The organism is Nocardioides pantholopis, from assembly GCF_003710085.1.
Taxonomy (GTDB): domain Bacteria; phylum Actinomycetota; class Actinomycetes; order Propionibacteriales; family Nocardioidaceae; genus Nocardioides; species Nocardioides pantholopis.
The window spans coordinates 1,653,371-1,674,468 of record NZ_CP033324.1 but is presented as its reverse complement, the minus strand read 5'-3'; the positions used below and the strand labels follow the sequence as shown (position 1 = coordinate 1,674,468).

Here is a 21,098-nt window from a genome sequence, read left to right as displayed (position 1 = left end):
CACGCGCGAATCGCAATGTTACCAGCAGGTGACGGCTGTCAGCACCCCGCGCCCGGCGGTGCGGAACGTCACAACGCGGGACCTCGGGCGAGGGGCGCGCCGGGGCCGCTCAGGTTCGCCAGGTGCGGGCCGATCTCCTGGACACTCGGCGCCGGCACGAGGACCAACGAGGAGCACCATGACACAGAGCTCGACCGTCCGCACGTTGCTCGCCGCGTCGGCGGCAACGATGGCGCTGGCGGTGTCGGGGACCGCCTCGGGCGCGGACGTGGCCCACGCGGGCCCGACGGTCGGGCCCCACGCGGCGGACCCCGCGGTGCGAGCCGCCGAGGACGGGCGCGCGAGGAAGGTCGTCGAGAAGAGGGTCATCGGGCGCTCGGTCGAGGGACGAAAGATCGTGGCCTACCGCAAGGGCACCCCGAGCGCCACACGCACGGTGGTCGTCCTCGGCCCGATGCACGGTGACGAACGGGCCGGCGTGCAGACCGCGAACCACCTCATCAAGCGGGTCGCGGTCTCCCGGAAGGCCGACGTGTGGGTGATCCCGACCATGAACCCCGACGGGTACGCGCACGACACCCGGCGCAACGCCCGCGGGGTCGACCTCAACCGCAACTGGCCGATGAACTGGACGCGGACGGGCCGGGGCATCACCTACTCCGGTCCGCGAGCCGCCTCGGAGCCGGAGACGCGGGCGATGATGCGGTTCCTCAGGAAGGTGCAGCCGCGCTTCCTGTCCTCGATCCACCAGCCCTACGGCGAGGTGGGGCGCTACAGCGACAAGCCGCTGGGCTTCCAGCGCCGGCTCGCGAGGGGCCTCTCCCTGCCGCTGCGGGGGATCAGCGTCGGGCCCGACGAGCCGGCGGGCGATCCCGACGACAGCCTGCAGCCGGGCGGGCACGACAACGCCCCCACGCTGACCGGCTGGTACAACGCCCACTACCCCGGGACGGCTATCACCGTCGAGTACACCCGCAACCCGACCCACCGGTACCGGACCGTCAAGGCCGGCAACGCCATTCTGCGCGCGTCCCGGGCGCGCTGAGCGCCGGACCGGGCGCTGCGGAAGCCGCTACACAGGCCGCTGGGCTCAGCGCCCGGCCTCCGGCGCGACGGCGTCCTCGGGCTCGTGCCCGGGAACGTAGACGTGCTCCTCGCGGCCGGGGTGCCGGCGCGCGCTCCAGGCGAAGTACGCCGCGGCGGCCACGAACAGCACGATCGAGGTCCACACGTTGAAGCGCAGGCCGCCCACGTCGGCGAGCTGCACGGAGTCCACGCGCAGCATCTCGATCCAGGCCCGCCCGGCGGTGTAGGCCATCACGTACAGCGCGAGCACCCGCCCGTGGCCGAGCCGGAACCGGCGGTCGGCCCAGATCACCAGCGCGAACGCGGCGAGGTTCCACAGCGACTCGTAGAGGAAGGTCGGGTGGAAGGTGGTCCCGGGCGGATAGCCGGCGTCGATCGCTGTCGCGTCGCTCACCGAGAGCGCCCACGGCAGGTCGGTGGGCTTGCCGAAGAGCTCCTGGTTGAACCAGTTGCCCCACCGGCCGAGGGCCTGGGCGACCAGCACCCCGGGCGCCATCGCGTCGAGGACCGGCAGCAGCCGGATGCCCTTGAGCCGGGCCCCGATCCACACGCCGAGCGCGCCGGCGGCGACGGCGCCCCACACCCCGAGCCCGCCCTGCCACAGGTAGAGCGCGGTCCAGGGGCTGCGGCCCTCGCCGAAGTACAGCGAGTGGTCGGTCGCGACGTGGTAGATCCGGGCCCCGACGATGCCGAACGGCACCGCCCAGATCGCCAGGTCCTGCACGTCGCCGGGACGCCCGCCGCGGGCGACCCAGCGGCGCTCGCCGATCCAGATCGCGGCGAGGATGCCGAGGATGATCGCCAGCGCGTAGCCGCGCAGCGGCACCGGGCCGAGGTGCCACACGCCCTGGTCCGGGCTCGGGATCGTGAGCACCGTCAGTGCCCCGGCGATGCTCATGCGTCACCCAGCAGGGTCTCGAGGTCCGCGGCCAGCTCGGCCGAGGAGGTGTCCTGGTCCTGCCAGAAGATCGGCGCGGTGCCGTCGGCCTGGACCGCGAACACCTGGCTGCCGTGGCTGCCGAGGTCGTAGCCCCCGCTGGCCAGCTCCTCGGCGCCGGCGACGAAGACGCCCATGCTCTTGGCGAGCTCGACCACGGGGTCCAGGTCGCCGGTCAGGCCGGTGAACGTCGGGTCGAAGCGGTCCAGGTAGCGGCGCAGCACCGGGGCGGTGTCGCGGGAGGGATCGGTGGAGACGAACACCATGCCGACCTGCTCGCGCTCGGCGTCGTCGAGCCGGGTCAGCGCGGAGCTGATCGTCGCCATCGTGGCCGGGCAGACGTCGGGGCACTGCGTGTAGCCGAAGAAGACCAGCGTCAGCCGCTTGTCGAGGTCCTCGGCCAACGAGACCTGCTCGCCGTCGGTGTCGGTCAGCGGCGTCGCCGCGACCTCGAACGGCGGGTCCACCCGGGACCCGCTCAGCTCGGTCGTGGTCTTGTCCTCGCCGCCGCACCCGGCGAGCAGCACGGCCAGCACCAGGCCCAGCAGCGCCGCGGTCGCCCTACGCACGGCGTACCCCCGCAGCGAGGTCCTCGACGAGCGCGCCGAGGGCCCGCAGGCCGGCGGCGCGGTCGCCGGGATGGTCGAGCAGGCAGCGCACGAACGCCGAGCCGACGATCACGCCGTCGGCGTACCGGGCCAGCTCGGCGGCCTGGTCGCCGGTGCTGACGCCGAGACCGACGCCGATCGGGAGGTCGGTCGCGGCCCGGGTGCGGGCGACGAGCGGCTCGGCCAGGTCGCTGGTGGTGGTCCGGGCGCCGGTGACGCCCATGACGGCGGTGGCGTAGACGAACCCGCGGCAGGCCGCGGTGGTCATCGCGATCCGCTCGTCGGTCGAGGAGGGGGCGACCAGGAAGACCTTGTCCAGGTCGTGCCGGTCGGCCGCGGCGATCCACTCCGGCGCGAAGTCGGGGGTCAGGTCGGGGGTGATCAGCCCGGCCCCGCCCGCGCTGGCCAGGTCGGCGGCGAACCGCTCGACGCCGTACCGCTCGACGGGGTTCCAGTAGGTCATCACGACCGTCGGGGTCCCCGTGGCGGCCACTGCCTCGACCGTGCGGAGCACGTCGCGGGTGCGGACGCCGCCCTCGAGCGCCTGCTGCGCGGCGGCCTGGATGGTGGGCCCGTCCATGACCGGGTCGGAGTAGGGCAGCCCGATCTCGATCACGTCGCAGCCGGCGTCGACCATCGCGCGCAGGGCGTCGATCCCGCCGGCGACGTCGGGGAAGCCGGCCGGCAGGTAGCCGACCAGGGCGGCGCGGCCGTCGGCGCGCGCCTTCTCGAACGCGGTCCGGGTGGTCATGAGGGGTCCCCCACCGGCTCGGCGGTCACCCGGTCGGGGTCGCCGAGCCCGAAGTAGTCGACGACCGTTCCCATGTCCTTGTCGCCGCGGCCGGAGAGGTTGATGAGCACTGTCGCCTCGGGGCCCTTCTCCGCGGCCAGCCGCTCGGCGACGCGGAGCCCGCCGGCCACCGCGTGCGCGGACTCGATGGCCGCGATGATGCCCTCGGTGCGGGCGAGCATCGCCAGCGCCTGCATCGCCTCGTCGTCGGTGACCGGGAGGTACGCCGCCCGGCCGGTCGCCGCGAGGTGGGCGTGCTGGGGGCCGACGCCCGGGTAGTCCAGGCCGGCCGAGATCGAGTGCGACTCGACGGTCTGGCCGTCCTCGTCCTGCAGCACGTAGGTGCGCGCGCCGTGCAGCACGCCACGCTGCCCGGCGTGGATGGTCGCGGCGTGCCGGGGGGTGTCCACGCCCTCGCCGCCCGGCTCGAAGCCGTACAGCGCGACGTCGGCGTCGTCGAGGAACGCGGTGAACATGCCGATCGCGTTCGAGCCGCCGCCCACGCACGCCGCCACCGCGTCGGGCAGCCGGGAGAACCGCTCCAGGCACTGGGCCCGGGCCTCGTCGCCGATGCCGCGGGTGAAGTCGCGCACCAGGCTCGGGAACGGGTGCGGGCCCGCCGCCGTGCCGAAGAGGTAGGCGGTGTGGTCGACGCTGGCGACCCAGTCACGCAGCGCCTCGTTGATCGCGTCCTTGAGCGTCGCCGAGCCGGACTCCACCGGGACGACCTTCGCGCCGAGCAGGTGCATCCGGGCGACGTTGAGCGCCTGGCGGCGGGTGTCGACCGCGCCCATGTAGACGGTGCAGTCCAGGCCGAAGTACGCCGCGGCGGTCGCGCTGGCGACCCCGTGCTGGCCGGCCCCGGTCTCCGCGATCACCCGGGTCTTGCCCATCCGGCGGGTCAGCAGCGCCTGGCCGAGCACGTTGCGGATCTTGTGGGCGCCGGTGTGGTTGAGGTCCTCGCGCTTGAGCAGCACCCGGCAGCCGACCTGCTCGGAGAGCCGCTCGGCGAGGAAGAGCGGGCTGGGCAGCCCGGCGTACTCGCGCAGGATCGTGTCGAACTCGCCGACGAAGGCGGGGTCGGCCATCGCCTCGCGCCAGGCCTCGTCGAGCTCGTCGAGCGCCGCGATGAGCGCCTCGGGCATGAAGCGCCCGCCCCAGCCGGCCTCGGGGCCGCCGAACCAGCCGTGCGCGTCGGCGTCGTAGGAGGTGGTGTTCTCGGGCCTGGTGCTCACCGGGTGACTCCCGTCATCCGGGCGACGGCGGCGCGGGGGTCGCCGTCCTTGACCAGGGCCTCCCCGACCAGCACCGCGCGGGCGCCCTGGGAGACGAAGCGGGCGACGTCGGCCTCGGAGAAGATGCCGGACTCCGCGACCAGGACCCGGTCCTCGGGCACCAGCGGCGCGAGCCGGCCGAAGGCGTCCCCGTCGACCTCGAGGGTCTTCAGGTTGCGGGCGTTGACACCGACGAGCTCGGCGCCGAGCGCCACGGCCCGCTCCACCTCGGGCTCGTCGTGGGCCTCGACCAGCACGGTCAGCCCGAGCTCGCGGGCGACCTCGTACAGGCGCCGCAGCCGGTCGTCGTCGAGAGCGGCGACGATCAGCAGCACGAGGTCGGCGCCGGCCGCGCGGGCCTCGAGGAGCTGGTACTCGCTGACGATGAAGTCCTTGCGCAGCACCGGGACGTCGACGGCAGCACGCACGGCCACGAGGTCGGCGAGGCTGCCGCCGAAGCGGCGCTCCTCGGTCAGCACGCTGATCGCGGCCGCGCCGCCCGCGGCGTACTGCGCCGCCAGGTCGGCGGGGTCCGGGATCTCGGCGAGGTGGCCCTTGCTGGGGCTCCTGCGCTTGACCTCGGCGATCACGCTGCTGCCGGGGGCGCGCAGGTGCGGCATCGGGTCGCGGGGCGGCGGGGCGTCGGCGAGCGCCGCGCGGACCGAGGCGAGCGGGCGCCCGGCCTCGCGGGCCGCGAGGTCGAGCCGCACGCCGGCGACGATGTCGTCGAGCACGGACAAGGGGTCCTCCAGCGGGTGTGGGCAGGCGCACCCAGTCTCTCACCCTCCGCCACGGAGGTTTTGCTGGGGCCGCGGGACGGTACGGTCCCAGCCACACCGCCAGCGGAGCCGGTCCGCTGGCACGAAACGAAGGACGTTCTCCGTGAGCTACTCCGAACCCCCGCCGCCCCAGTACGGAGCCCCGCAGCCGCCCTACGGCGGCGGCGTGCCGCCGAAGACCTCCGGCATGGCCGTCACGGGCCTGGTCCTCGGCATCATCGGCGTGGTCCCGTGCTTCTGGGGCTGCTTCATCTTCTCGATCCTGGGCGTGGTCTTCGGCCAGCTCGGCAAGAAGGACATCCGCGAGTCCAACGGCGCGAAGACCGGCGACGGCCTGGCGAAGTGGGGCGTCATCCTCGGCATCGTCGGGATCGTCCTGGGCATCCTCTACTGGATCCTCGTCGCCACCGGCGTCATCGACATCACCTACACCAACGAGTTCGACTAGAGCGATCCGACCTCGGCCGGCGCGCTGACCCCGAGCGGGTCCCGCGCCGGCCGGGTCAGGGCGCCAGCCAGCTGCCCGCCGGCAGGTTGCGCAGCACCGAGAAGACCAGCAGCAGCACCAGCGCCGTGAAGGCCACCGGCTGGACGGCGGCGGCCGGGACCCGCAGCAGCGGCCGGCCGCGCCAGCGGCCCAGTGCCCACAGCGCGAGGCCGACGACCAGGAACGGCGCCGCGACCACGAACGCCAGGTTGCTCGACGCGGCCGCGGCCAGGTCGAGGTGGGTCAGGTCGTTGACCGCCCGCAGTCCCCCGCACCCGGGGCAGGCGAAGCCCATCAGCGCGGTCGGGCAGACGCCCCAGCTGCCGCCGACGTGCGGGTCGCGCACGTGCAGCGCCACGGTGGCGGCGCCCAGGCCGCCGATGGTGAGCGCCGGGGCGAGCATCCGCTCCCGCCGCGTCCGCGGCGGGTCGAGCGCGGCCCGCTGGCTCACCGGAACCGCATCAGCTCAGTGGTCGGACTCGTGCAGGCCGAGCCGGTCCATCACGACGAACACGACGAGGCTGCCCGCGGCGATGGCGGCGCCGATCCAGAACAGTGTCATGTTGACCGGCTCGAGCAGCAGCGCCACGGAGCCGACGAGGAAGCCGATCATGGCGACGGTGACGCCCGTCCAGGCTGCGGGGGTGTTGCCGTGGCTGGCCGACATGTGCTGCTCCTCGGAGGTCAGTGCTCGATCGGGACTGCTGGTGCTGCGGGCACAGTCTAGGCAAGGCGCTCAGGCCGTCGGGTCCTGGCCCTCGTCCATCGCCTTCCACAGGTCCAGGTTGGACCGGTCCTCCGGCGCGGCGGCCTGCTGCGGGGCCGCGCCGGTCGGCGCGTCGTAGCGGCTGCCCATCTCCGGCCAGGTCGGCACCAGGCGTACGGCGAGCACCGACGCGGCCAGCGACAGCACGGCGCCGATGAGCGCGGCCCAGTACCAGCCGGTGTGCCCGATTTGCGGCTCCAGGCCGAGCCCCTCCAGGTCGCTGCGCACCGCGTCGGCGGTGGAGGAGAACCCCACGACGACGCTGACGAGCACCCCGGCCGAGGCGAGGGCGGCCAGCACGGCCACGACCCGGCGGACCCGCCGCCGGGTCACCAGCACGACGCCCCAGCAGGCCAGGGCGACCAGGGCCAGGCCGGTCGCGGTCGGCATCTCGCCGCTGTCGAACATCAGCATCATCGCGCTCGTGGACTGGCTGTCGTCCTCGGCGACCGCCCACGGCTTGTTGCCGGCGACCGCCGCGAGCGCGCCGCCGGCCAGGCCGAGCAGCACGACCGGCCCGAAGGTACGCCGCCCCGCCGCCCGGGCGTCCCGGACCTCCTGGCTCACGGCGCGCCGCCGGGGCGGACCGGCTCGGCGAGGAGCAGGTCGGCGTCGAAGCAGGTGCGGTCGCCGGTGTGGCAGGCCGCCCCCTCCTGGTCGACGCGGACCAGCAGCGTGTCGCCGTCGCAGTCCAGGCGGACCTCCTTGACCCACTGCACGTGGCCGGAGGTCTCGCCCTTGACCCAGTACTCCTGGCGCGAGCGCGACCAGTACGTCGCGCGCCCGGTGGTGAGCGTGCGGTGCAGGGCCTCGTCGTCCATCCAGCCGAGCATCAGCACCTCGCCGGTGTCGTGCTGCTGCGCCACCGCGGGGACGAGTCCGTCGGAGGTGCGCTTGAGGCGGGCGGCGACGGCGGGGTCCAGGGGCATGGGGTCCATCATCCCCGATCCCCCGCGGAGCCGTGCTGGGCGACCCAGGAGCGGTGCAGCCCGGCGTACACCGACCCCTCCTGGCGGACCAGCTCGGCGTGCGGGCCGCGCTGGACCACGCGGCCCCGGTCGACCACGACCACCTCGTCGGCGTTCTCGGCGGTCGAGAGGCGGTGCGCGATCGTGACCGAGGTCCGCCCGCTCATCAGCCGCTCCAGGGCGCGGCCGATCCGCATCTCCAGGGCCGGGTCGACGGCGCTGGTGGCCTCGTCGAGGACCAGGAGGTCGGGGTCGGCCAGGTGGGCGCGCAGCAGCGCCACCAGCTGCCGCTCGCCGGCGGAGAGCGACTCGCCGCGCTGGCCGACCCGGGTGGCCAGACCCGCTGGGAGCCCCGCCAGCCAGTCCCCCAGGCCGAGCTCCTCGGCGCTGGCCGCGATGTCCTCGTCGGTGGCGTCCAGCCGGCCGTAGCGCGCGTTCGCGGCCAGCGTGTCGTCGAAGAGGAAGCCCTCCTGCGGGACCAGTACCACGCTGCGGCGCAGGGACGCGGAGGAGATCTCCCGGACGTCGACGCCGTCGAGCAGCACCGCGCCCTCGGTGGGGTCCATCAGCCGGGTCAGCAGCTTGGCGATCGTGGACTTGCCCGACCCGGTCTCCCCGACCACGGCGAGCCGGGTGCCGGCGGCGATGTCGAGGTCGACCTCGCGCAGCACCGGCGGTCCGCCGGGGTAGGCGAACGTGACGCGGTCCAGGCGTCCGTCGATCGGCCCCGCCGGCAGCACCCGGCCTTCGGGGCCCGGGTCGACCAGGTCCGCGGGGGTGTCCAGGATGCCGACCACCCGGCGCCAGCCCGCGATCGCGTTCTGGGCGTCGGTGATGATCTGGGTGCCGGTCTGCACCGGGCCCACGAACAGGCTGACCAGGAACGCGAACGCGAGCACCTCGCCGGCGGTGATCTTCCCGGCGAAGCCGAGCCAGATGCCGATCACCAGCACCCCGGCGTTCGCGAGGCCGGCGGAGACGCCGCCGAGCGAGAACGAGAACGCCGTGAAGCCCTGGGCCCGGGTGCTCGCGCGCTGCTGGGCACGGATCGCCTCGTCGATGCGGCGCTGGGTGCGGGCCTCGACGGCGTAGGAGCGGACCACGGCGGCGCCGACGACGGGCTCGGCGATCGCCGAGAGCGTGATGCCCACCTGGCGGCGCACCGTTCCGTAGGCGTCGGAGAGCTTGCGCTGGAAGTAGCGCAGCGAGGCGAACAGCGGCGCGAAGCACAGCCACACCACGACCGTGAGCTCCCAGCTGTAGACGAGCATCACGACGGTCGCGAGCACGACCTGACCGACGCTGACCACCAGCAGCAGGCCGCCGTACGTCAGGAACTGCGTGACCTGGTCGACGTCGCTGGTGACCCGAGAGACCAGCGCGCCGCGCCGCTCGGTGCTCTGGGTGAGCAGCGGCAGGTCGTGCACGTGCCGGAACGCCTTGATCCGCAGCGTGGCGAGGCCGCGCTCGGAGGTGCGGAAGAGCCGCGCGGTCATCGCGTACGACGCCCAGCTGGTGACGACGAGCGCCGCGGCGGCCGCGACGCCCATCAGCACCACGAAGGAGACGTCCGGGCCGCCGGGGCCGTTGATGCCGCGGTCCATCGTCTGCTGGACGACGATCGGGACCACGACCTGGCCGACCGAGGCGAGCACCGCCAGCGCGACGGTGCCCCAGATGCCCTCCAGGAGCTCCGGGGAGTAGCGCAGCCCCCGGCGCACGGTCTCCCAGGCGCCGATGTCCTCGCCGGTGCTCATCACGGTGCCGCTGGTGCCCGTGGTGGTGTCGGTGGTGCTCATGCGCCCTCCTGGACCGGCTCGTGCTCGGTCTCGTAGGCGTTGACCAGCGCGGCGTACGCCGGGTCGCGAACGAGGAGCTCCTCGTGGGTGCCGCGGTCCACGACGCGTCCGCCGTCGAGGTGGACCACCTCGTCGGCGAGCGCGATCGTGCCCTTGCGGTAGGCGACGACGAGCAGGCTGCCGCTGGTGGCGCCGCTGCGCAGCGCCTCCAGGATCCGGGCCTCGACCTCGGGGTCAACGGCCGAGGTCGCGTCGTCGAGGATCAGCAGCCGGGGTTGGCGGACCAGGGCGCGGGCCAGCGAGATCCGCTGCCGCTGCCCGCCGGACAGCGAGGCGCCACGCTCCCCCAGCCGGGTGTCCAGGCCCTGCGGGAGCGCTGCCACGAAGCCCTCGGCCTGGGCCGCCCGCAGCGCCGCCCAGACCTCGTCGTCGGGGATCTCGGCACCCAGCGTGATGTTGCCTCGCACGGTGTCGTCGAAGAGGAACGCGCTCTGCGGCACCAACGCGAGCGTGCGGGCCAGCTCGCCGGGGGCGAGGTCGCGCAGGTCGGTGCCGTCGAGCAGGATCTCGCCCCGGTCGGGGTCCACCAGCCGGGAGACCAGCATCGTCAGCGTGCTCTTGCCCGAGGCGGTCGCGCCCACCAGCGCGACGGTCCGGCCGGGCTCGACGGTGAAGTCGACCTGGCGCAGCAGCGGCTGGTCGGGGTCGTAGGCGAACCCGACGCCGCGCAGCTCCAGGCGGGCGCCGACGCCGACGGCGGGCAACGACCGCTCGCCGTACTGCATCTCGCCGGTGGCGCGCAGGACCGCGTCGGCCCGCTCGTAGCCGACGACGCTGCGGGGGAACTCCCCGAGCAGCCAGCCGATCGAGCGGATCGGGAACGAGACGATCGTGAGCAGGTAGGCGATCGTGACCACGTCGCCGGCGTCGGCGGCGCCGTCGAGCACCCGGGCCACGCCGAGGGCGAGGACCACGAGCACGCCGAGGTTGGGCAGCGCCGCGAGCGTGGGGTCGAACGCCGCGCGGATCCGGCCGGCGCGGGTGTTGACGTCGCGCAGCTCGTGGGCGACTGCCTCGAAGCGCCGGGTCTCCTCGGCCTCGCGGCCCAGGGTCTTGACCACCATCGCGCCGTCGAAGGACTCGTGGGCGATCTCGCTGAGCTCGGCGCGCAGCTGCTGGGCCCGGGTCATCAGCGGCGAGGCGAGCCGCTGGTAGGCGAGGTTGGCCAGGACGACCGCCGGGAAGACCAGCAGCCCGACCACGGCGAGTACGAGGTCGGCGAGCAGCATCTGGGCGACCGCGATCACCATCATCGCCAGCGTGCCGACAGCCATCGGCAGCGGCGCGATCGGCGCCCAGGCCGCCTCGACGTCGGAGTTGGCGTTGGAGAGCAGCTGGCCGGTCGGGTGCCGCTGGTGCCAGGCCATCGGCAGCCGGAGGTACTGGCGGGTCACGGCGCGGCGGGTGTGCGCCTGCATCCGGTACTGCATGACGCCGGCGCCGAGGCGGCGCGCGACGATCCCGACCGCGCGCAGCAGCGCGACGCCGAGGAACAGCGCCACGACCGCCACCAGCATGCTGGCCCCGATCTCGCCGTCGTCGAAGGCCGGCAGCACGACATGGTCGGTCGCCCATCCCAGCACCCACGCGTCGGCGACCGTGAGCGCCCCGAACAGGACGCTGCCGAGCGTCGAGAGCGTGAAGATCCACGGCTCCCGCCGGATCGCCACCCCCAGGACGCGGAACCCGGCGATCGTCGTGCCCCGTCTACCGTGCTGCTCCGCCACCGTGCTCCCGTCCTCGTCCTCGCCCCCCTGAACCCGGGCGACCCGCCAGGTTATTCCGCCGCTCGGGTGCGCCCCAAGCCGGTGCGGTCTTCGCCTGGGATCCCCGGTACACCGGGGATCCCCGCGCATCTCGGGCACTGCAGTGCCCGAGATGCGCGAGAGGTGCCCGAGAAGTCACCGCCCCCGGCCCGGCCCCGACCACCGCGCGGACGCGGGTGCGTACGGCGCCCGGACGCCCTAGGGTCACGCCATGAGCGGCGAACCCCTGTCCCGGCGCGAGCGCCGGGCTCTCTGCGACCTGGCACTGCTCCTCGGCGAGGACGCCCCGACGCTGTGCGAGGGGTGGGAGGCCAAGGACCTGGTCATCCACCTGCTGGTGCGTGAGCGACACCCGCTGGCGGCGGTCGGCACCGCCGTTCCCCGGCTCGGCCGGCTCGCCGAGGGGACCACCGCCCGGCTCGAGGCGACCGACCTCTCGGTCCTCGTGGAGCGGCTCCGCTCGCCGAGCCGGACGCCGTTCGCCGTGCCCGCGGTCGACCAGGCGGCGAACTCCATCGAGATGTTCGTCCACCACGAGGACCTGCGGCGGGCCCAGCCGGACTGGTCGCCGCGTGCGCTCGACCGCGCCGACGCCGACCTGCTCTGGCGGGGCCTCGGCGGCATCGGACGGCTGCGGGTCCGCTCGGCCGGCGTGCCGGTGCGCGTCGTGCGCTCCGACACCGGCGAGAGCACGACGCTGCGTGGCGGGCCCTACCCGGTCACGCTCACCGGCCCGGTCAGCGAGCTGCTGCTGCTCGTCTTCGGGCGCGCCGCGGTCCGCGACGTGGAGTACGCCGGCCCGCCGGAGCGGCAGGCGGCGCTGCGCTCCGCCCTGCTCGGCTCCTGACCCGGCGGAGCGCGGCCGTTGGGTGCACGATGGCTCCATGATCGATCACCTGGGCATCAGCTGCCGTGACCTGGCCGCCTCGGCCGCCTTCTACGACCGGGTCCTCGGGGTGCTGGGCCACCGGCGGGTCCTCGACGTCGAGGTCGCCATCGGCTACGGCACCGAGGGTCCGGACTTCTGGATCAGTGCGCAGCCGCCGACCGGCCCCGCTTCGGGACCCAACCGCGAGGTGCACGTCGCGTTCACCGCGCCGGACGCCGACACGGTCCGGGCGTTCTTCGCGGCCGCCACCGAGCTGGGCGCGGAGCCGCTGCACGAGCCCCGGCTGTGGCCGGAGTACCACCCGGCCTACTTCGGGGCCTTCGTGCGCGACCCGGACGGGAACAACGTCGAGGCGGTCTGCCACACCGGGGACGCCTGAGGCCCCGGCCCGGGGCGGCGTTCCTCGGTCGGCGCCGGCTCAGCGAACGGCGTGCCCGGCCGCGGACAGCGACTGCTTGACGTCGCGGATCCGCAGCGTCCCGAAGTGGAAGACGGTCGCGGCGAGCACCGCGTCGGCCCCGGCGTCGACGGCCGGGGCGAAGTGCTCGACGGCGCCGGCGCCGCCGGAGGCGATGACCGGGATGGAGACCTCACGGCGTACGGCGCGGATCAGGTCCAGGTCGAAGCCGTCCTGGGTGCCGTCCGCGTCCATCGCGTTGAGCAGGATCTCCCCGGCCCCCAACTCGGCGGCCCGCGCCGCCCACTCGATCGCGTCCAGGCCGGCGGACCGACGGCCGCCGTGCGTGGTCACCTCGAAGCCGGAGGCCGTGCCGGCCGCGCGCCGGGCGTCCACCGACAGCACCAGCACCTGGTTGCCGAACCGGTCGGCGATCTCGGCGACCAGCTCGGGACGGGTGATCGCCGCGGTGTTGACCGCGACCTTGTCAGCCCCGGCGCGCAGCAGCCGGTCGACGTCCGCGACCGAGGAGACTCCCCCGCCGACGGTGAGCGGGATGAAGACCTGCTCGGCGGTCGCGGAGACGATCTCCATCGTCGTGGCCCGGCCCTCGTGGGAGGCGGAGATGTCGAGGAAGGTCAGCTCGTCGGCGCCCTCCGCGTCGTAGGTCCGCGCCAGCTCCACCGGGTCGCCGGCGTCGCGCAGCTCACGGAAGTTGATGCCCTTCACCACGCGCCCGGCATCGACGTCCAGGCACGGGATCACGCGCACCGCGAGGCTCACGACGAGGCGCCCCGGGTCAGCGCGAGGGCGTCCTCGAGGGTGAACCGGCCCTCGTAGAGCGCGGTCCCGGCGATGGCGCCCTCGACGCCGATCGGGACCAGCTCCATGAGCGCCGCGATGTCGCTGAGCTCGGTGACCCCGCCGGAGGCGACGACCGGGCGGTCGGTCGCCGCGCAGACGTCCCGGAGCAGCTGCAGGTTGGGGCCCTGGAGCATGCCGTCCTTGTTCACGTCGGTGACGACGTAGCGCGCGCACCCCTCGGCGTCGAGCCGCGCCAGGGTCTCGTAGAGGTCGCCGCCGTCCTTGGTCCACCCGCGGGCGGCCAGCGTGCGGCCGCGGACGTCGAGGCCGATCGCGATCCGGTCGCCGTGCTCGGCGATCACCTTCGCGCACCACTCCGGCTGCTCCAGCGCCGCGGTGCCGATGTTGACCCGCCGGCAGCCGGTCGCCAGGGCGGCCTCGAGCGACTCGTCGTCGCGGATGCCGCCGCTCATCTCGACGTCGATGTCGAGGGCGCCGACGATCTCGGCCTGGAGCTCCCGGTTGCTGCCGCGGCCGAACGCCGCGTCGAGGTCCACCAGGTGCAGCCACTCGGACCCGGCGTCCTGCCAGCGCCGCGCCGCGGCCACCGGGTCGCCGTACACCCGCTCGGAGCCGGCCACGCCCTGGGCGAGCTGGACGGCGCGCCCCTCGGTGATGTCGACGGCGGGCAGCAGCTGCAGGTGGGTCATCGGGATCTTCCTCGGAGTACGACAAAGTGGGCAGGACGGGATCGACGCGGCCGCGCCGGCCGGGTCGGTGCGGGCTGGTGGGTCAGGCCCGGGTCACAGGGACTGCACCCAGTTGCGCAGCAGCGCGGCTCCGGCGTCCCCGGACTTCTCCGGGTGGAACTGGGTGGCGCTGAGCGGGCCGTTCTCGACGGCGGCCACGAACCGGTCGCCGCCGTGCTCGGCCCAGGTCACCAGCGGCGCCCGGGTCCGGTCGTTGGTGACGAGGTCCCAGGAGCGCACCCCGTAGGAGTGCACGAAGTAGAACCGCTCCTCGGCGAGGCCCTCGAACAGCGTGCTGCCCCCGGGCACCTCGACGTTGTTCCAGCCCATGTGCGGGACCACCGGCGCCTGCAGGCGCTCCACGGTGCCCGGCCACTCCCCGCAGCCCTCGGTGAGCACGCCGTGCTCGGCGCCGTGCTCGAAGAGGATCTGCATCCCCACGCAGATGCCGAGCACCGGCCGGCCGCCGGCCAGCCGGCGGCCGATCACCTCGTGGCCGCGGACCGCGCGCAGGCCGGCCATGCACGCCTCGAACGCGCCGACGCCGGGAACCAGCAGCCCGTCGGCCTCCGCGGCGAGCTCGCGGTCCGAGGTCAAGGTGACCTCGGCGCCCGCGCGCTCCACGGCGCGCACGGCGGAGCGGAGGTTGCCCGACCCGTAGTCGAGGACGGCGACGGACTTCTTGGTGCTCAGAGCGAGCCCTTCGTGCTCGGGACCCCGGTCTCCCGGGGGTCCAGTGCGATGGCGTCCCGGAAGGCCCGGGCGAACGCCTTGAACTGGGTCTCGACGAGGTGGTGCGGCTCCCGGCCGGCCAGGACCCGCACGTGCAGCGCGATCTGGGCGTGGAAGGCCAGGGACTCGAAGACGTGCTGGGTCAGCGAGCCGAGGTACGCCGCGCCGGTGCCGCCGAGCTGGACGTACTGCTGCCCCTCCGGCTCCCCGGTGTGCACGCAGTAGGGCCGTCCCGAGACGTCGACGACGGCCTGGACCAGCGCCTCGTCCAGCGGGACGGTGGCGTCGCCGAAGCGGCGGATGCCCGACTTGTCGCCCAGGGCCTGGCGCAGCGCCTGGCCGAGCACGATCGCGGTGTCCTCGACGGTGTGGTGGGCGTCGATGTGGGTGTCGCCGTCGGCCTGGACGGTCAGGTCGACCAGCGAGTGCCGGGCGAACGAGATCAGCATGTGGTCGTAGAAGCCGACGCCGGTGGCGACGTCGTGGCGGCCGGAGCCGTCGAGGTCGACCTCGACGAGCACCTTGGACTCGCTGGTCTGCCGCTCCAGGCGGGCGGTCCTGCTCATGCCGGTCCCTCTTCCATCACATCGGTCAGTGCTTGCTTGAACGTCGCCATCTCCGCAGGTGTTCCGACCGAGACCCGCAGCCAGCCGTCGGGGCCGACCTCGCGGATCAGGACGCCCCGGTCCAGGAGACCCTGCCAGACGGCGTGCCGGTCGGGGAACGTCCCGAAGAGCGCGAAGTTCGCGTCGCTGTCGGCCACCCGCAGGCCCCGCTCGCGCAGCCAGGCCACCAGGTCGTCCCGCTCGGCGCGCAGCTCGTCGACGCGGCCGAGCAGCTCGGGGGCGTGCCGCAGCGCCGCGAGCGCGACGGCCTGGGTGACCGCGGAGAGGTGGTAGGGCAGCCGGACCACGCGGATCGCGTCGCAGATCGCGGGGTCCGCGGCCAGGTAGCCCAGCCGCAGCCCCGCCGCCGCGAACGCCTTGCTCATCGTCCGGGCGACCACCAGGTTGCGGTGCTCGGGCAGCAGCTCGACGGCGCTGGGCGTCCCGCTGCGCCGGAACTCGCCGTACGCCTCGTCGACCACGAGCACGCCGTCCGCGCCGACCGCCTCGCACAGCACGCCGACCGCCTCGGGCGGCAGCGCGGTGCCGGTGGGGTTGTTCGGCGAGGGCAGCAGCACCACGCTCGGCCGCTCGGCCTCGATCAGCGAACGGGCAGCGTCGAGGTCGAGGCTGAAGTCCTCGGCGCGCCGGCCCTGCACCCACCTGGTCATCGAGTCACGGGCGTACTCGGGATACATCGAGTACGTCGGGGCGAAGCTGAGCGCGGTGCGTCCCGGTCCGCCGAAGGCCTGCAGCAGCTGCAGCATCACCTCGTTGGAGCCGTTCGCCGCCCAGACCTGCTCCGGCACCACGCCGTGCGGGGTGTCGCGGGAGAGGTACGCCGCGAGCGCGGTGCGCAGCTCGGTGAACTCCCGGTCCGGGTAGCGGTTCAGCGTGGTCGAGGCCTCGGCCACCGCCGTGGCGATGTCGGCCACGCACGCGGCCGAGGGACCGTAGGGGTTCTCGTTCACGTTGAGCTGGACGGGGACGTCGAGCTGCGGGGCGCCGTAGGGCTGCAGGCCGCGCAGCTCCTCGCGCAGGGGAGGAAAGCTCATCGGTCAGTCCTGGAACCGGACGCGCACCGCGGCGCCGTGCCCGGGCAGGTCCTCGGCCTCGGCGAGCGTCACCACGTGGTCGGCGACCTCGGCCAGCGCCTCGCGGGAGTAGTCGACGACGTGCACCGACTTGGTGAACGCGCGCACCGACAGGCCCGAGGAGTGGCAGGCGCAGCCACCGGTGGGCAGCACGTGGTTGGAGCCGGCGCAGTAGTCGCCCAGCGAGACCGGAGCGGAGGCGCCGACGAAGATCGCGCCGGCGTTGCGGACCCGGGCCGCCCACGCGGCGGCGTCGACGGTCTGGATCTCGAGGTGCTCGGCGGCGTAGGCGTCGACCACGGCCAGACCCTGCTCCAGGTCGTCGACGAGCACGATGCCCGACTGCGCCCCGGACAGCGAGGTGCGGATCCGGTCGGTGTGCTTGGTGGCCGCGACCTGGTCGATCAGCTCCGCCTCGACGGCCTCGGCCAGCGCCACCGACGGGGTCACCAGGACCGCGGCGGCCAGCGGATCGTGCTCGGCCTGGCTGATCAGGTCGGCGGCGACGTGGGACGCGACAGCTGTGTCGTCGGCCAGGATCGCGACCTCGGTCGGACCCGCCTCGGAGTCGATGCCGATCTCGCCCTTGAGCAGCCGCTTCGCGGTGACCACGTAGATGTTGCCGGGGCCGGTGACCAGGTCGACGCGCCGGCACGGGCCGGTGCCGTAGGCGAACATCGCGATCGCCTGCGCGCCGCCGACGGCGTACACCTCCTCGATCCCGAGCAGGGCGCACGCGGCCAGGATGTTCGGGTGCGGGAGCCCGCCGAAGTCCTTCTGCGGGGGGCTGGCCAGCGCGATCGAGCCGACGCCGGCGGTCTGGGCCGGGACGACGTTCATCAGCACGCTCGAGACCAGCGGGGCCAGCCCGCCGGGGACGTAGAGCCCCACCCGGTCGACCGGCACCTTGCGGTGGGTGACCCGGGCCCCGGGGCCGAGGTCGGTGACGACGTCGTGCTCCAGCTCCGCGGCACAGGTGGCCCGGAGCCGGCGGACGGACTCCTCCAGGCCGCTGCGGATGTCGGGGTCGAGCGCCTCCAGGGCGTCGGTCAGCGCGGCCGCCGGCACCCGGATGTCGCCGACGGCGACCCCGTCGAACCGCTCGGAGAGCTCCCGGATCGCCTCGAGGCCGCGGGTGCGCACCGCCTCGAGGATCGGGACGACCGCATGCGTGGCCGCCTCGACGTCGAACTCGGCGCGCGGCACGGCGGCGCGGTAGTCGACGGGGCCCGTGGCCCCACGCAGGTCGATCCGGCGAATCATGGGTCCGATTCTACGAGCGTGCCGCCCCGGCGGCCGAAACCCCGACGCCTGCTGGACTACTGTCGCGCCTGTGAGCCGCACGCTGCCGATGTTCCCGCTGAACGCGGTGTTGTTCCCGGGCGTGAGCGTGCCGCTCCGGGTGTTCGAGGACCGCTACCGCGCCCTGATCCACCACCTGATGCGGATCGAGGACCCCACCGACCGGATCTTCGGCACGGTCGGCATCCGGGAGGGCTACGAGGTCGGCGACCACGGGGCCCAGTCCCTGTTCCGGGTCGGCGTGCGGGTGCGGGTGACCGAGGTCGAGGCCCACGAGGACGGCACGTTCGACCTGGTCGGCGTGGGCCTGGACCGCATCGAGCTCCAGCGCCTGGAGGCCGGCGGACCGTTCCCGGTGGGCCACGTCGTCGAGCGCCCCGAGGCCACCGCCGGGGTCTCCGAGGAGGTCCTGGAGCAGGCCCGCGCGACGTTCACGGCCTACCGCGCTGCGCTGGCGGGCATCCGGTCCGACCCGTACGACGGCCCGCTGCCCACGGACCCGACGTACCTGTCCTGGACCCTCGCCGCCTGCGCGCCGCTGCCGATGGCCGAGCGGCAGGCGCTGCTGGAGGCCGAGGACGCTGGCGACCGGCTGGTGCTGGTCACCGACCTGCTGCGCGCGGAGCTGCGGGCGATGAACGTGATCCCCTCGCTGCCGGCCACCGAGGTGGCGCGCACCCGCTGGTCGCCCAACTAGCCAGGACCGGCCCCGCCGCTCCCCCGAGCTCCCGCCCGGCGAGAATCCCGGCATGGCCAAGAAGAGCACCGGCGCGACGCCGGCCGCCCGGGCGCTGACCCGCGCCGGGGTGCCGCACACGCTGCACGAGTACGACCACGACCCCCGCGCGGAGTCCTACGGGATGGAGGCGGCGACGGCGCTCGGGCTCGACCCCGCCCGGGTGTTCAAGACGCTGATGGCCAGCGTGGACCGGCTCCCCGGCACCGGCCGGCCCGGCCTGGTCGTGGCGGTCGTGCCGGTCTCGGGGCAGCTGGACCTCAAGGCGCTGGCCCGCGCGGTGGGGGCCGGCAAGGCGCAGCTGGCCGATCCCGGGGCCGCCGAGCGGGCCACCGGGTACGTCGTCGGCGGCATCTCGCCGATCGGCCAGAAGCGGCAGCACCCGACGGTCGTGGACGCCTCCGCGCTCGACCACCCGACGGTCTTCGTCTCCGGCGGACGGCGCGGTCTGGACCTGGAGATCGCCCCGGCCGACCTGGTGGGAGTCACCGGGGCGACCACGGCGCCGGTGGGACGGCCCTGAGGCAGTCCCACCGGGCCCACCGGGCCCACCGGGCCCACCGGGCCGGCTCGGTAGCCGGACCGGTCAGTCGGTGGTGATCCGCAGCACGCCGTGCGAGACGTCGTCGTCGACCCAGGAGGTCATCCCGAGCGCCGCCAGCGGCTCCAGGTTCGCGCGCACCTCGTCGTCGTCACCCAGGCCGGAGCCGATCAGGTTCAGCATCGCGTCGAGGTCGAGGTAGAGCACGCCACCGGCGTCGTCGGCGTCCCGGATCACGCTCTTGAACTTCTCCGTGCCGCCGAGGTCGCCGTCGCCGAGCACCTCGTCGCGCCAGTCCTCGTCGAGGCCGGCCGCCACGGCGCCGTCCTCGCTGGCCGCCTCGAGGATGCCGTCCGGCGCGCCGCTCGCGCTGCGCAGGTCGTCGAGGACCTCGGTGATCGCGTCGGTGTCGCCGAGCACCTTCAGGGCGATCGGCAGGCCGGCGGGATCGGAGAACTCCTCGAAGTCCAGGCCCGGACCGATCGCCAGCACGGCCGACTCGCCGGTCAGCGTCTCCACGTCCTCGGGCAGCTCCAGGCCGGTTTCGGCCTCGGCCTCCTCCAGCAGCGAGTCGGTGTCCTCCCCGGTGGTCTCGCCGACGTAGTCCATCAGCGACCCCAGCCATCCCTCGCGCATCCCGAGCCCGAGCGCGGCCACGGTGTCGTCGGGCAGGGAGGACATCGCGTCGGCGCCGGTGTCGCCGGTCAGGTCGCGGAGCGCCTCGACCCCGGCGTCGCCGGCCATCTCCAGCTCGAGCGCGCCCCCGTCGAACCGCAGGGTCATGGCCATGCCCTCGAAGTCCTCCAGCGCCGCGGTCAGCTCCTCGTCGCCGAGCTCCTCGTCGAAGTCCTCGTCGAAGTCCTCGTCAAGGTCGTCGCCGAACCCGTCGTCGCTGGGGTCCTCGCTGGGCTCCCAGTCGGGCGACTCCGTGGCGCTCGGGCTGGGCATCTCGCCGGGCGTCTCGCTGGCCAGGGGGTTCTCGGGAATCTCGACGAGCTCCTCGGAGAAGCTCGCCTGCCCGTCGTACACGACGTCGGGACCGCCGAGGCCACGCCCCGCGCCGACGACCTCCTCGGCGATGAACGGTCCCGCGGCGGGCGCGGCGTACACCGAGGCGATGCCGGCGCCGCCGGCCTCGTCGATCCAGCGCTGGAAGGTCTCGTCGTCGGCCAGGCTGCCCTCCTCGGTCGCCTCGGCGACCTTCTCGGCGATCTCCTGGTTCTGGGCGACCAGCATCCAGTCGCCGACCACGACCCGCCCGGTGGGCTCGCTGGTGCCGCCGGCGCACTCGTCGAGGGTCTCGACCCCCTCCTCGGCTGCGTCGCCGTCGGTGACCTGGACCACGAAGACCGACACCGGCTCGTCCTCGCCGGCGTCGACGAGGCCCATCGCGAGGCGGTCGCCCAGCCAGGGCTCGACGTCGTCGGCGTAGTCGAGGCCCTCGCAGCCCGACTCGCTCTCGATCAGCTCGACGACCTTCTGGGCGACGTCGATGTCACCGACGTCGCCATCGAGCCCGAACTCATCGGCGATGGCGGGGAACTTCTTCAGCGTCCGCAAGGCGTCGAGCTTCTGCCCACCACTGGGATCCAGGTCGAGCGAGGCGTAGCCCAGGGTGGAGGCCGGCAGGGCCTCCGCAGGTTGCGGACCGGTGGCGCTGTACCACCAGGCGCCGACCGCACCGGCGCCGAGCAGCGCGGCCGCGGCGACGCCGCCGCCGATCCACCAGAGCTTGCGGCGTCCGCCGCCCGACCGGGTCCGCGGCGGCTGCGGGGGCAGCGGCCCCCCACGACCGTGCTCGAGCACCTCGGCCCGCCCGGGGACGCCCGGCGGCGGACCCGCCGGCGGCGGCCCGGTCGGCGGACCCGCGGGCGGCGGCCCTGCGGGGGGCGGCCCTGCCGGCGGCGGCCCGGCCGGCGGCGGCCCGGC

The 21,098-nt window shown here is 74.3% G+C and carries 24 protein-coding genes; 6 read left to right on the top strand and 18 right to left on the bottom strand.

Annotated elements, in window-relative coordinates:
• Positions 1 to 178 precede the first annotated feature (178 nt).
• Positions 179 to 1,045, top strand: a complete 867-nt coding sequence (locus EBO35_RS08050; RefSeq protein WP_122817258.1) for a M14 family zinc carboxypeptidase — start codon at positions 179 to 181, stop codon at positions 1,043 to 1,045.
• 45 nt (positions 1,046 to 1,090) lie between these two features.
• Here the strand turns inward: EBO35_RS08050 and lgt are convergent, their stop codons facing one another.
• Genes lgt through trpC form a run of 5 tightly spaced genes read right to left on the bottom strand, consistent with a single transcriptional unit; the run spans position 1,091 to position 5,435 of the window.
• Positions 1,091 to 1,984, bottom strand: coding sequence for a prolipoprotein diacylglyceryl transferase (lgt, locus tag EBO35_RS08045; RefSeq protein ID WP_206422709.1), 894 nt, complete (start codon positions 1,982 to 1,984; stop codon positions 1,091 to 1,093).
• Positions 1,981 to 2,592, bottom strand: coding sequence for an SCO family protein (locus EBO35_RS08040; RefSeq protein WP_122817257.1), 612 nt, complete (start codon positions 2,590 to 2,592; stop codon positions 1,981 to 1,983). The genes lgt and EBO35_RS08040 overlap by 4 nt, the downstream gene beginning before the upstream one ends.
• A complete protein-coding gene (gene trpA / locus EBO35_RS08035; RefSeq protein ID WP_122817256.1) occupies positions 2,585 to 3,382 on the bottom strand; it encodes a tryptophan synthase subunit alpha in 798 nt (265 codons plus the stop codon). Before trpA ends, EBO35_RS08040 begins: the two co-directional genes overlap by 8 nt.
• Positions 3,379 to 4,656, bottom strand: coding sequence for a tryptophan synthase subunit beta (gene trpB / locus EBO35_RS08030; protein ID WP_122817255.1), 1,278 nt, complete (start codon positions 4,654 to 4,656; stop codon positions 3,379 to 3,381). The genes trpA and trpB overlap by 4 nt, the downstream gene beginning before the upstream one ends.
• A complete protein-coding gene (gene trpC / locus EBO35_RS08025) occupies positions 4,653 to 5,435 on the bottom strand; it encodes an indole-3-glycerol phosphate synthase TrpC (protein ID WP_122817254.1) in 783 nt (260 codons plus the stop codon). The genes trpB and trpC overlap by 4 nt, the downstream gene beginning before the upstream one ends.
• A gap of 142 nt (positions 5,436 to 5,577) precedes the next feature.
• Here trpC and EBO35_RS08020 point away from each other — a divergent pair, with 142 nt between their 5' ends.
• Positions 5,578 to 5,922: a DUF4190 domain-containing protein gene (locus tag EBO35_RS08020; RefSeq protein ID WP_164477864.1), complete on the top strand. Its 345-nt coding sequence runs from the start codon at positions 5,578 to 5,580 to the stop codon at positions 5,920 to 5,922.
• 55 nt (positions 5,923 to 5,977) lie between these two features.
• Here EBO35_RS08020 and EBO35_RS19955 read toward each other — a convergent pair whose 3' ends face one another.
• The 6 genes from EBO35_RS19955 to EBO35_RS07990 form a co-directional block, all read right to left on the bottom strand.
• Positions 5,978 to 6,412, bottom strand: a complete 435-nt coding sequence (locus EBO35_RS19955; RefSeq protein WP_241153919.1) for a DUF2752 domain-containing protein — start codon at positions 6,410 to 6,412, stop codon at positions 5,978 to 5,980.
• A gap of 15 nt (positions 6,413 to 6,427) precedes the next feature.
• The gene (locus EBO35_RS08010; protein ID WP_122817253.1) at positions 6,428 to 6,628 is read right to left on the bottom strand and encodes an HGxxPAAW family protein; all 201 of its coding nucleotides are present in this window, start codon (positions 6,626 to 6,628) and stop codon (positions 6,428 to 6,430) included.
• Positions 6,629 to 6,697: 69 nt separating this feature from the next.
• Entirely contained in the window at positions 6,698 to 7,294 is a 597-nt protein-coding gene (locus tag EBO35_RS08005; protein ID WP_164477863.1) for a Trp biosynthesis-associated membrane protein, read from the bottom strand.
• A complete protein-coding gene (gene hisI / locus EBO35_RS08000; RefSeq protein ID WP_206422708.1) occupies positions 7,291 to 7,656 on the bottom strand; it encodes a phosphoribosyl-AMP cyclohydrolase in 366 nt (121 codons plus the stop codon). Before hisI ends, EBO35_RS08005 begins: the two co-directional genes overlap by 4 nt.
• A gap of 8 nt (positions 7,657 to 7,664) precedes the next feature.
• Positions 7,665 to 9,494 carry an ABC transporter ATP-binding protein gene (locus EBO35_RS07995; protein WP_122817250.1) on the bottom strand — a complete coding sequence of 610 codons (1,830 nt, stop codon included), beginning with the start codon at positions 9,492 to 9,494 and terminating at the stop codon, positions 7,665 to 7,667.
• Positions 9,491 to 11,281 carry an ABC transporter ATP-binding protein gene (locus tag EBO35_RS07990; RefSeq protein ID WP_241153918.1) on the bottom strand — a complete coding sequence of 597 codons (1,791 nt, stop codon included), beginning with the start codon at positions 11,279 to 11,281 and terminating at the stop codon, positions 9,491 to 9,493. The genes EBO35_RS07995 and EBO35_RS07990 overlap by 4 nt, the downstream gene beginning before the upstream one ends.
• Positions 11,282 to 11,531: 250 nt before the next feature.
• Between EBO35_RS07990 and EBO35_RS07985 the strand changes: the two genes are divergently transcribed.
• Entirely contained in the window at positions 11,532 to 12,167 is a 636-nt protein-coding gene (locus tag EBO35_RS07985) for a TIGR03085 family metal-binding protein (RefSeq protein ID WP_122817249.1), read from the top strand.
• A gap of 37 nt (positions 12,168 to 12,204) precedes the next feature.
• Positions 12,205 to 12,588: a VOC family protein gene (locus tag EBO35_RS07980; RefSeq protein WP_122817248.1), complete on the top strand. Its 384-nt coding sequence runs from the start codon at positions 12,205 to 12,207 to the stop codon at positions 12,586 to 12,588.
• A 39-nt stretch (positions 12,589 to 12,627) separates the two neighbouring features.
• Here the strand turns inward: EBO35_RS07980 and hisF are convergent, their stop codons facing one another.
• The 6 genes from hisF to hisD form a co-directional block, all read right to left on the bottom strand.
• The gene (gene hisF, locus EBO35_RS07975; RefSeq protein WP_122817247.1) at positions 12,628 to 13,389 is read right to left on the bottom strand and encodes an imidazole glycerol phosphate synthase subunit HisF; all 762 of its coding nucleotides are present in this window, start codon (positions 13,387 to 13,389) and stop codon (positions 12,628 to 12,630) included.
• Positions 13,386 to 14,120, bottom strand: coding sequence for a bifunctional 1-(5-phosphoribosyl)-5-((5-phosphoribosylamino)methylideneamino)imidazole-4-carboxamide isomerase/phosphoribosylanthranilate isomerase PriA (priA, locus tag EBO35_RS07970; RefSeq protein ID WP_122817246.1), 735 nt, complete (start codon positions 14,118 to 14,120; stop codon positions 13,386 to 13,388). Before priA ends, hisF begins: the two co-directional genes overlap by 4 nt.
• A gap of 93 nt (positions 14,121 to 14,213) precedes the next feature.
• The gene (gene hisH / locus EBO35_RS07965; protein ID WP_122817245.1) at positions 14,214 to 14,852 is read right to left on the bottom strand and encodes an imidazole glycerol phosphate synthase subunit HisH; all 639 of its coding nucleotides are present in this window, start codon (positions 14,850 to 14,852) and stop codon (positions 14,214 to 14,216) included.
• Complete coding sequence (hisB, locus tag EBO35_RS07960; protein ID WP_122817244.1) at positions 14,849 to 15,457, bottom strand: imidazoleglycerol-phosphate dehydratase HisB; 609 nt, start codon at positions 15,455 to 15,457, stop codon at positions 14,849 to 14,851. The genes hisH and hisB overlap by 4 nt, the downstream gene beginning before the upstream one ends.
• Positions 15,454 to 16,551 carry a histidinol-phosphate transaminase gene (locus tag EBO35_RS07955; RefSeq protein ID WP_122817243.1) on the bottom strand — a complete coding sequence of 366 codons (1,098 nt, stop codon included), beginning with the start codon at positions 16,549 to 16,551 and terminating at the stop codon, positions 15,454 to 15,456. Before EBO35_RS07955 ends, hisB begins: the two co-directional genes overlap by 4 nt.
• 3 nt (positions 16,552 to 16,554) lie before the next feature.
• On the bottom strand, positions 16,555 to 17,853 hold the full coding sequence (gene hisD, locus EBO35_RS07950) for a histidinol dehydrogenase (protein ID WP_122817242.1): 1,299 nt from the start codon (positions 17,851 to 17,853) through the stop codon (positions 16,555 to 16,557).
• Positions 17,854 to 17,923: 70 nt separating this feature from the next.
• Between hisD and EBO35_RS07945 the strand changes: the two genes are divergently transcribed.
• Both EBO35_RS07945 and ybaK read left to right on the top strand, forming a co-directional pair.
• Positions 17,924 to 18,589, top strand: a complete 666-nt coding sequence (locus EBO35_RS07945) for an LON peptidase substrate-binding domain-containing protein (RefSeq protein ID WP_122817241.1) — start codon at positions 17,924 to 17,926, stop codon at positions 18,587 to 18,589.
• A gap of 52 nt (positions 18,590 to 18,641) precedes the next feature.
• Positions 18,642 to 19,151 (top strand): Cys-tRNA(Pro) deacylase, encoded by a 510-nt coding sequence (gene ybaK / locus EBO35_RS07940; protein WP_122817240.1) that lies wholly within the window; start codon positions 18,642 to 18,644, stop codon positions 19,149 to 19,151.
• Positions 19,152 to 19,214: 63 nt separating this feature from the next.
• Here the strand turns inward: ybaK and EBO35_RS19415 are convergent, their stop codons facing one another.
• On the bottom strand, positions 19,215 to 20,975 hold the full coding sequence (locus tag EBO35_RS19415) for a DUF3352 domain-containing protein (RefSeq protein WP_164477862.1): 1,761 nt from the start codon (positions 20,973 to 20,975) through the stop codon (positions 19,215 to 19,217).
• Positions 20,976 to 21,098 lie beyond the last annotated feature (123 nt).